The following is a 9,189-nucleotide window of genomic DNA, read 5'->3' as shown; positions in this document are numbered from 1 at the left end:
GGCTCAACCACCGGAGGCTCAACCACCGGAGCTGCGGAGGGCCTTCCAGGCGCGCAGGCCGAGGGAGCCGAGCAGCCCGGCGATGACGAAGTTCACGACGATCAGGACCGAGTGGGCGACCCAGTAACCGGTGGCCCGGTCCTCGCCTGACTCGTAGGCGGCCCAAAGGTTCCGGGTGAACGTGCCGAAGGTGACGACGTTCCAGAGGGCCACTCCCAGCAGCAGCACTGCGTGCCTGCGCTCGAACTTCACGACTGCTCCTTCTTCCTTCGGGCCACGGCGACCAGCGCGAGTGCGGTCGCGCCGCCTGCCGCGAACGACTTTGCCACCCTGCCCCGACCCGCGGGGTCGGGAGCCGGCGCCTCGTGCAGGTCGACGCGCGTGAGCTCGACCATCTGTCGTCGTTCGAGGTCCTCGCGGTCGCGGATCTCCCGGGCCTCGGCGGTGGTGTAGGCCCAGGCGGCGGCGTACAGCGTGCCGCGCGAGGTGTAGTTGATCCAGACCAGGAGGATCAGCGCGATCCCAAAGGCCTGGAAGGCCGGGTTGCCCTCGGTCGAGGCCAGCAGCAGGAACGAGAGCGCCTTGAGCACCTCGAACGCCACGGCGCCCAGCAGGGCCCCCGACCACAGCGACCGGTTCGGCGTGTGGGGCCGCGCGAGCAGCTTGAAGAAGGAGTAGAAGAGCACCATGTTGGCCCCGAAGCCGATGGCGCGGCCGATCAGGGTGACCAGCCAGCCCAGCTCGCCGTCCAGGTCCAGCCAGTCGAGGACGATGTCGGAGAAGCCGGTGACGAACCCGGCCAGGGCGACGCTGAGGAACAGCACGACGCCGAGCACCACCAGGGTGGCCAGGTCGCGCACCTTGCCGACCACGAAGTTGGGGTGCTCCTGGGCGGGTTGCTCGAAGACCACGCCGAGGGCCGTCCGCATCGCCGACAGCCAGCCGAGCCCCGAGTACAGGAGGCCGAGCAGACCGATCAGACCGACCGTGGCCGCCGCGCTCTCGATCTCCGCGACCGAGATCTGGTTGGACTTGCCCCCGATGATGCCCGGGAGCACCGCGTTGATCGCCTCGACCAGGTTCCTGGTGGCGTCGGTGAACACCGCGGAGACCTGTCCCACGACGTAGAACGCGATCGCGAGGATCGGGAACACCGACAGGAAGGCGAAGTAGGTGACCGCGCCGGCCTGCTGGCTGCCGCCGACCTTGCTGTAGTGCCCCTGCATGCGTACGGCGTGGTCGACGGACCGTCGACGCCGTCGCAGCCGCTCGACCCGCTGGAGCAGCCGGTCCTTGAGGGCCACGGCTCAGGACTCCACGGGCACGAGCGGGAAGTCCCGGCTCGGCTGCCAGCCCCTCACCTCGTCGTGGACGTAGAGATGGAACTCCTCGGCGGTGAACACGCTCTCGAAGCCGGCCAGCTCACTGAAAGCCCGGTCCAGCGCCTCGTCGGGCAGGTGGTGGGCGATCGTCACGTGCGGGTGGTACGGGAACTGGAGCTGCACGCTGAGCGGGCCCCGGCGCAGGGCGGCGGCCAGCTGCTCGCACCCGGAGATGCCTTCGACGACCGTCACGAACACCACCGGCGACACCGGCCGGAAGGTGCCGGTACCGCGCAGGTGGACCCCGAACGCGGAGGTCGCACTGGCCACCTCCGTCAGGTGCTTCTCGACCTCGGGCAGGTCGTCGTCGTCCACCTCGACCGGCGGGATGAGCGTGATGTGGGTGGGGATCATCGTGGCCGTCGTGTCCCCGACCGAGGTGCGGTAGTCCTGGAGCTCGCTCGCCCAGGGCTCCGGGATGGACAGGGCGACTCCGATGGTGGGCACGCGCAGGACCCTACTGCGCTGGAGCCACGAAGCCGACCCGCTGGTACACGTCCCTCAGGGTGGCCTCTGCCACGTCGCTCGCCTGCTCCGCTCCCCGCTTGAGTACGTCGGTGAGATGGGCCTGGTCGTCGAGCAGCTCGAGGGTGCGATCACGCAGCGGCGTGACGACGTCGACGACGACGTCGGCCAGGTCGGACTTGAGGGCGCCGTACCCCTGTCCGGCGTACTGCTCCTCGAGCGAGGCGATCGAACGGGCTGACAGCGCCGAGTAGATGGACAGCAGGTTGCTGATCCCGGGCTTCTCCTCCGGGTCGAAGCGGATCTCGGAGCCGGAGTCGGTCACCGCCGACCGGATCCGCTTGGCGCTCGCAGCCGGTTCGTCGAGGAGCCAGACACAGCCGTTGCCGCCGAGGCTCTTCGACATCTGCTTCTCGACCAGCTGGAGGTCGTAGATCTTCGAGGTCGCCCGCAGGATGTAGGGCTCGGGCAGGCGGAAGGTCTTCTTGTAGCGGTGGTTGAACCGCTGCGCGAGGTCTCGGGTCAGCTCGAGGTGCTGTCGCTGGTCCTCACCGACGGGGACGAAGTGCGGGCGGTAGAGCAGGATGTCGGCGGCCTGGAGCACCGGATAGGTGAACAGCCCGACGCTCGCCGCCCCCTCGCCGCCCTTGGCCGACTTGTCCTTGAACTGCGTCATCCGGCGGGCCTCGCCGAAGCCGGTCAGGCCCTGGAGCACCCAGCACAGCTGGGCGTGGGCCGGGATGTGGCTCTGGACGAAGACCGCGGACCTGGCAGGGTCCACACCCATCGCGAGCAGCTGTGCGGCGGCCACCAGGCTGCGCTGCCGGAGGAGCTTGGGATCCTGCTCGACGGTGATGGCGTGCATGTCGGCGACGAAGAAGAACGGCTGGTAGTCCTCCTGCAGGTCCACCCATTGTCGCAGCGCGCCGAGGTAGTTGCCGAGGTGGAACGAGTCGGCCGTCGGCTGGATCCCGGACAGGATGCGCGGCTTGGCGATGCCGGACGCGGCCTCCTGGACGGCGACCTCGAGCTCGGTGGTCGTGGACATGGGCCACATTCTTCCCGATCCGGGGCCGTCCCCGCGCCTCGGGTGGCGGGCCTGACACGGGTGGTTCCGGAGGCGGTAGCCTCCTCGCACCGTGTCCCGGGCCGCGAGGAGCGCCATGTCGTACTACCAGGAGCCCGTCTCCCAGCAGCCGAACCCGTACGGCGGTTACCCGTACCAGGACGTTCGGGCCCCTCGCGGGCTCGCCATCGCCGCGGCGATCCTGGCCGGTGTCGTCACCCTGCTCCAGGTCGGGGCCGGGCTCACCGCCCCGGCCGCCGCCGACGCCTTCGCCCGGGCGGCGGAGCAGGGCCGCCCCGCGGCTGACGTGCTCACGGTCTACGACGCCTTCACGATCCTGCTCTTCCCCGCGTTGCTCGCCGCGTACATCGTGACCTGCGTGTGGCTCATGCGCTCGCGGAGCCTGCTCGAGGAGCGCGGCTCGGCGTACCACCACTCCCGGAGCAAGGTCTGGGTCTGGCTCGGCTGGTGGGTGCCGATCGTGAGTCTCTGGTTCCCCTATCAGGTCGTGAGAGACGTCAGGAGGGCCAGCCGTCCCGGGAATCCCGCCGGACCGGGCCTGCTCGCCGGCTGGTGGACCTGCTGGCTCGGCTTCCAGATCGGCTCCCAGATCACGGCCGGGATGACGGGTGCCACCGACGCCTCCGACCCGTCCACCTTCGGCGCCCTGCCGTGGTTCGAGACGGTCAACACCGCGCTGATCGTGGTGGCACTCGCCTGCTGGCTGGCCATCATCCGCCAGACCACTCGGGGCCAGGAGGCGATCGGCGCCGACGCCGCCCTCCCGTCAGCCCCGGGCACCTTCTGACCGGCGGGACTGCACGGCAGCCGAGACGAGCACGACGAGGAAGCCCGCGACCGCGAGCGCGACGCCGACGAGGATCGGGGCACGGAAGCCGAGTCCGGAGGCGATGACCAGCCCGCCGAGCCAGGCGCCCAGCGCGTTGCCGACGTTCAGCGAGGAGTGGCTCATGGCCGCGCCCAGGGTCTCGGCGTGGCCCGCCACGTCGATGAGCCGGATCATCATCGAGAGCGCCAGCACGGAGCCGACGAAGGTCACCGCGAAGGCGGCCGGCAGTGCTAACCAGCCGTGTGGCGCGGTCGCCCAGAACCCGAGCAGCACCACCCCCAGTCCGATCGAGGAGCCGAGCAGCGACCCGAGGACCGACCGGTCGACGAGGACACCAGCCGCCCAGTTGCCGACGACCATGCCCACTCCCAGCGTCAGCAGGAAGACCGGGACCGCGGACCCGGGCAGCCCGCTCACCTCCGTCACCGTCGGCGCGATGTAGGAGAACAGCGCGAACATGCCGCCGAAGCCGACCGCACCGGCCACCATCGTGAGCCAGACCTGCGGCTTCCCGAGCGCGGCGAGCTCGCGCCGCCCGGTCGCCTCGGGATTGCCCGGGCAGGCGGGTACGAAGGCCACCACGAGGACCATGGTGAGCGCCGCGAGGAGCGCCACGAGCCAGTACGACGCCCGCCAGCCGAGGTGCTGGCCGAGCACCGTCGCCAGGGGGACCCCGACCACGTTGGCGACCGGCAGGCCGAGCAGCACCCACGCGATCGCCCGGCCGCGCCGCTCGGGCGACACCATGCTGGCGGCCACGAGTGAGGCGACGCCGAAGTACCCGCCGTGCGGAAGGCCGTCGAGGAAGCGGGCGACCGCCAGCAGCTCGAAGCTCGTCGCGACCGCGCTGAGCGCGTTGAAGAGGGCGTAGGCGCCCATCAGCACGACCAGCAGCCCTCGTCGCGGCCACCTGGCCCCGAAGAACGCCAGCAGCGGCGCGCCGACCACGACCCCGAGGGCGTAGGCGGCGATCACGTGGCCGGCCTGCGGGATCGAGACCCCCACGCCCTCCGAGATCTGTGGCAGCAGGCCCATGGTGACGAACTCGGTCGTCCCGATCGCGAAGCCGCCCACCGCCAGCGCGAGGACCGCGAGGGCGAAGTGCCTCGTGGTGGGTGCGGGCGTCCGCACCTCCGTGGTCGTCGTCATCGTCACGATCCTCCAACGGACTGCCGACGAGGACCTATTCCTCGACCGGGTAGCCTCCGCCGACGATGACGCCACGACGCCCGGCGAACCGGTCCGGGTGGTGCGCGACGACGCCGAGGGGCCGGTCACCTGGCTGGCCACGGGGACGCCGGTGGTGCACAGGGCGCACCCCGACACCCGAGCGCGCCGGAACCGGCAACCCGACTCGACGGGCGGGAACACCCGACTCGAGGGGCGTGCAGCCCCGACTCAACGGGTCAGAGCGAGGCGAGCGCCTCGTTCAGGGTCGTCGAGGGCCGCATCACCGAGGACGCCTTCTCGCCGTCCGGGCGGTAGTAGCCGCCGATGTCGGCGGCCGAGCCCTGCACGCCGATCAGCTCGTCGGTGATCGTCGACTCGTTCTCCCGCAGCCGCCTGGCCAGGTCCCCGAAGTCCGAGGCGAGCTCGGCGTCGTCCGACTGGGCCGCCAGCTCCTCGGCCCAGAAGAGTGCCAGGTAGAAGTGCGAGCCTCGGTTGTCGATCGAGCCGACCTTGCGCGCCGGCGACTTGTTCTCGTCGAGGAAGGTGCCGGTGGCGCGGTCGAGCGTCTCCGCGAGGACCCGGGCCCGCGCGTTGTCGGTCTTCTCCGCGAGGTGACCGAAGCTCTCCGCGAGGGCGAGGAACTCGCCCAGGCTGTCCCAGCGCAGGTAGTTCTCCTTCACCAGCTGCTGGACGTGCTTGGGCGCCGAGCCTCCGGCACCGGTCTCGAACAGCCCGCCGCCGTTGATGAGGGGCACGACGGAGAGCATCTTCGCCGACGTGCCGAGCTCGAGGATCGGGAACAGGTCGGTGTTGTAGTCGCGCAGGACGTTGCCGGTGACCGAGATCGTGTCCTCGCCCTTGCGGATCCGCTCCAGCGAGACCGCGATCGCCTCGACCGGCGGCAGGATCGAGATGTCGAGCCCCTCCGTGTCGTGGTCGCTGAGGTAGAGACGGACCTTCTCGATCAGGTTGGCGTCGTGGGCCCGGTCGGCGTCGAGCCAGAAGATCGCCGGCGCACCGGTGGCGCGCGCCCGGGTCACCGCGAGCTTGACCCAGTCGCGGATCGGGACGTCCTTGGTCTGGCACATCCGCCAGATGTCGCCGGCGGAGACCACGTGCTCGAGGACTACGTCGCCGGCTTCGTCCACGACCCGCACGGTGCCGGTGGCGGGAACCTCGAAGGTCTTGTCGTGCGAGCCGTACTCCTCGGCCGCCTGCGCCATCAGCCCCACGTTGGGGACCGAGCCCATCGTGGCGGGGTCGAACGCACCGTTGGCGCGGCAGTCGTCGATCACGACCTGGTAGATCCCGGCGTAGGAGGAGTCGGGGATCACCGCGAGCGTGTCGGCCTCCTTGCCGTCGGGACCCCACATGTGGCCCGACGTGCGGATCATGGCCGGCATCGAGGCGTCGACGATCACGTCGGAGGGCACGTGCAGGTTGGTGATCCCGCGGTCGGAGTCGACCATCGCCAGGCGCGGTCCCTCCTCGAGTCCCTTCTCGATCGCGGCCTTGATCTCCTTGCCCTCGTCCAGGCCCTCGATCCCGGCCAGGATGCCGCCGAGCCCGTCGTTCGGGGAGAGACCCGCGGCGGCGAGCGTCTCGCCGTACTCGGCGAAGACCTCGGGGAGGAAGGCGCGCACGACGTGACCGAAGATGATCGGGTCGGAGACCTTCATCATCGTCGCCTTCAGGTGCACCGAGAAGAGCACCTCGTCGGCCTTGGCGCGCGCCACCTGCTCGGTGAGGAACTCGCGTAGCGCGGCGACCCGCATGGCGGTCGCGTCGATCACCTCACCCGCCAGGACCGGCACCGACTCGCGGAGCACGGTGGTCGAGCCGTCGTCGCCCTGCAGCTCGATCCGCAGCGATCCGTCCTTCTCGACGACCGTGGACCGCTCGTTGTTGCGGAAGTCGTCGGCGGTCATGTGGGCGACGTTCGTCCTCGAGTCGGACGACCACTCCCCCATCGAGTGGGGATGCTTGCGGGCGTAGTTCTTCACCGACGCCGGGGCGCGGCGGTCGGAGTTGCCCTCCCGCAGGACCGGGTTGACCGCGCTGCCCTTGACCTTGTCGTAGCGCGCCCGGGCCTCACGCTCCTCGTCGGTCTTCGGCTCGTCGGGATAGTGGGGGAGGTCGTAGCCCTGCTCCTGCAGCTCCTTGATCGCCGCCTTGAGCTGCGGGATGGAGGCGCTGATGTTGGGCAGCTTGATGATGTTGGCCTCGGGTGTCTTGGCCAGCTCGCCCAGCTCCGCGAGGGCGTCGTCGAGCCGCTGCTCGTCGGTCAGCCGGTCGGGGAACTGCGCGATGATCCGGCCGGCCAGCGAGATGTCGCGCGTCTCCACGGCCACACCGGCCTTGGCCGCGTAGGCCGAGATGATCGGCAGGAGGGAGTACGTCGCCAGCAGCGGCGCCTCGTCGGTGCGGGTGTAGATGATCTTCGAGTCGCTCACAGCGAGTGACGCTACCGGAGGTCCCGCCGCACTACGATTGCAGGAGGCGTGGCTCCCGCTGCGGGAGCCCGGGAGGGAGCTCGCGATGCCCGAGTCATCCACCAGCCTGCAGCAGGTCGGCGCCGAGTTCCTCGGCACGTTCGTCCTGGTGTTCTTCGGCTGCGGCACCGCCCTCATGAGCGGTGGCAACTACGTCGCGACCGGGCTGGCCTTCGGCCTCACCGTGCTCGTCATGGCCTATGCCGTCGGCCGCGTGTCCGGCGGCCACTTCAACCCCGCCGTGTCGCTCGGAGCCGCGGTCGGGGGGCGGATCGCGTGGCGGCAGATCCCCGCCTACATCGGCGCCCAGCTCGCCGGCGCGCTGGCCGCGGGCCTGTGCCTGTTCGTGCTCATGCACGGCTTCCCCGGCTTCGACGCCACCGGCAACATGGCCCAGAACTCCTTCGGCGACGCCGGCAGCGGCTACGCCTGGTGGGCCGCCTTCTTGCTGGAGATGCTGATGACGGCCGTGTTCCTCTGGGTGATCCTGGCCGTGACGGACGTGCGCAACGAGCATCCCGCCCTCGCTCCGCTCGCGATCGGGCTGACGCTGACCATGCTCCACTTCGGGTCCATCGCCGCCACCGGCACCTCGGTCAACCCGGCCCGGTCCATCGGGGTCGGGGTCTTCGCCGGCGTGGACGCGATCGCCCAGCTCTGGCTCTTCGTCCTGGCCCCGCTCCTCGGTGCCGCGATCGCCGGCTTCACCTACGCGATGCTGTTCGGGCGCGGAGCCGACGACGTACCGGGATCGGGGCTGAGGTTCGTCCGCGTGGAGACCGCACCCGGGGCAGTCCCCGGCTACGGCGCACCCGACCAGCTGCAGGAGCAGTGGAACAAGGACACCGACGAGGGTCAGCCCCCCTCGTAGGCCACCAGCTCGGCGCGCTCGGAGCCGCCCAGCACCGTCTCCTCGAGCACGAGCCCGACGCCCGGCGCGTAGTACTTCCGCTCGACCAGCCCCGGCTCGAGCGGGGTGGTGTCCTCGGTCTGGAGCACGTCGGTGTACGAGTCGAACGCGACGTTGAGGGACTCGTCCACGGACAGCACCTCGGCCCGGTCCTCGGCGCGGCCCGGGGCCGCCTCCTGCTGGTAGCCGTCGCCCACCCGCGGCTCGGCCGGCATCGCCAGTCCGGCCCGGGCGCCGTCGACGCCGGCCTCCCACGACCCGGAGCGGTCGGGGCGTCCGCGGTCGTCGTACTCGGTGGTGTCCTCGCCGAAGTACCAGACGTTGCCCGCGGCGTCCTGGGCGAACCAGTCGAAGGTCTCCTCGACGACCGCGCCGTCGGAGTCCCGCACGACGTCGCGGACCACGGTCGTCTTCACTCCCTGGACCACCCTCGTGTCGTCGGTGACGGTCACGGTGATCGTCTCCGGGTCGACCCCGCCGGTCTCGTAGACCCACCGGCTGCCCGGCTCGAGCGGGAGGAACGGGTTGTCGATGCCCTCGACGAAGTCGTCCGGGTCGGCGGACGGGGTCGGGATCCGCAGTCCGTCCACGCCGGTGGGCGGGCTCGGCTGCGGCGCCGATCCGCACCCGGTGACGAGCAACGGGAGGGTCGCCGCCAGCGCGAGCAACGGCGACCGGCGAATCATGGCCACAGCATGGCGCACACCCGCGCAGCGACGCCGAACCCTCCTCCCCCGGCGTGGTACGACGCTGCTAGCGTCGTTTCCCGGGTACGCCCACCTCATCGCCCGCCCGTCCAACAGTTCGCCCGCACGTCCCAAGGAGTCGTCGTGAGCTCTCCCCTGAAGGTGGCC

The 9,189-nt window shown here is 70.6% G+C and carries 9 protein-coding genes; 2 read left to right on the top strand and 7 right to left on the bottom strand.

The window, feature by feature from the left end; genetic code table 11:
- Nucleotides 1-18: 18 nt before the first annotated feature.
- From VFN12_RS06265 to trpS, 4 genes are read right to left on the bottom strand one after another with little or no spacing between them, the layout of a single operon-like run.
- On the bottom strand, nucleotides 19-252 hold the full coding sequence (locus VFN12_RS06265; protein WP_325117754.1) for an SCO4848 family membrane protein: 234 nt from the start codon (nucleotides 250-252) through the stop codon (nucleotides 19-21).
- Nucleotides 249-1,304, bottom strand: a complete 1,056-nt coding sequence (locus VFN12_RS06260) for a YihY/virulence factor BrkB family protein (protein ID WP_325117752.1) — start codon at nucleotides 1,302-1,304, stop codon at nucleotides 249-251. Before VFN12_RS06260 ends, VFN12_RS06265 begins: the two co-directional genes overlap by 4 nt.
- A 3-nt stretch (nucleotides 1,305-1,307) precedes the next feature.
- On the bottom strand, nucleotides 1,308-1,829 hold the full coding sequence (locus tag VFN12_RS06255; RefSeq protein ID WP_325117751.1) for a 2'-5' RNA ligase family protein: 522 nt from the start codon (nucleotides 1,827-1,829) through the stop codon (nucleotides 1,308-1,310).
- Nucleotides 1,830-1,839: 10 nt separating this feature from the next.
- Nucleotides 1,840-2,895 (bottom strand): tryptophan--tRNA ligase, encoded by a 1,056-nt coding sequence (gene trpS, locus VFN12_RS06250; protein ID WP_325117750.1) that lies wholly within the window; start codon nucleotides 2,893-2,895, stop codon nucleotides 1,840-1,842.
- Nucleotides 2,896-3,010: 115 nt separating this feature from the next.
- Between trpS and VFN12_RS06245 the strand changes: the two genes are divergently transcribed.
- Nucleotides 3,011-3,721: a DUF4328 domain-containing protein gene (locus VFN12_RS06245; protein WP_325117749.1), complete on the top strand. Its 711-nt coding sequence runs from the start codon at nucleotides 3,011-3,013 to the stop codon at nucleotides 3,719-3,721.
- Here VFN12_RS06245 and VFN12_RS06240 read toward each other — a convergent pair.
- Both VFN12_RS06240 and VFN12_RS06235 read right to left on the bottom strand, forming a co-directional pair.
- Entirely contained in the window at nucleotides 3,701-4,912 is a 1,212-nt protein-coding gene (locus VFN12_RS06240) for an MFS transporter (RefSeq protein WP_325117748.1), read from the bottom strand. The genes VFN12_RS06245 and VFN12_RS06240 overlap by 21 nt on opposite strands.
- A gap of 257 nt (nucleotides 4,913-5,169) precedes the next feature.
- Nucleotides 5,170-7,386, bottom strand: coding sequence for an NADP-dependent isocitrate dehydrogenase (locus tag VFN12_RS06235; protein ID WP_325117747.1), 2,217 nt, complete (start codon nucleotides 7,384-7,386; stop codon nucleotides 5,170-5,172).
- An 85-nt stretch (nucleotides 7,387-7,471) separates the two neighbouring features.
- On the opposite strand from VFN12_RS06235, the gene VFN12_RS06230 reads away from it, so the two are divergent.
- The gene (locus VFN12_RS06230; protein ID WP_325117746.1) at nucleotides 7,472-8,296 is read left to right on the top strand and encodes an aquaporin; all 825 of its coding nucleotides are present in this window, start codon (nucleotides 7,472-7,474) and stop codon (nucleotides 8,294-8,296) included.
- Here the strand turns inward: VFN12_RS06230 and VFN12_RS06225 are convergent.
- Nucleotides 8,281-9,021 (bottom strand): hypothetical protein, encoded by a 741-nt coding sequence (locus tag VFN12_RS06225; RefSeq protein WP_325117745.1) that lies wholly within the window; start codon nucleotides 9,019-9,021, stop codon nucleotides 8,281-8,283. The genes VFN12_RS06230 and VFN12_RS06225 overlap by 16 nt on opposite strands.
- Nucleotides 9,022-9,189 lie beyond the last annotated feature (168 nt).

Source organism: Nocardioides sp. (genome assembly GCF_035703625.1).
Classification (GTDB): Bacteria; Actinomycetota; Actinomycetes; order Propionibacteriales; family Nocardioidaceae; genus Nocardioides.
Note: the sequence above shows the minus strand (reverse complement) of the source record. Positions and strands in the feature narration are given on the sequence as shown.

What these genes read in the sequence shown, in the direction of transcription:
- VFN12_RS06230 (WP_325117746.1), top strand. Translation starts at nt 7,472, where the DNA reads ATGCCCGAGTCATCCACCAGCCTGCAGCAGGTCGGCGCCGAGTTCCTC.
- trpS (WP_325117750.1), bottom strand. Translation starts at nt 2,895, where the DNA reads ATGTCCACGACCACCGAGCTCGAGGTCGCCGTCCAGGAGGCCGCGTCC.
- VFN12_RS06240 (WP_325117748.1), bottom strand. Translation starts at nt 4,912, where the DNA reads ATGACGACGACCACGGAGGTGCGGACGCCCGCACCCACCACGAGGCAC.
- VFN12_RS06225 (WP_325117745.1), bottom strand. Translation starts at nt 9,021, where the DNA reads ATGATTCGCCGGTCGCCGTTGCTCGCGCTGGCGGCGACCCTCCCGTTG.
- VFN12_RS06245 (WP_325117749.1), top strand. Translation starts at nt 3,011, where the DNA reads ATGTCGTACTACCAGGAGCCCGTCTCCCAGCAGCCGAACCCGTACGGC.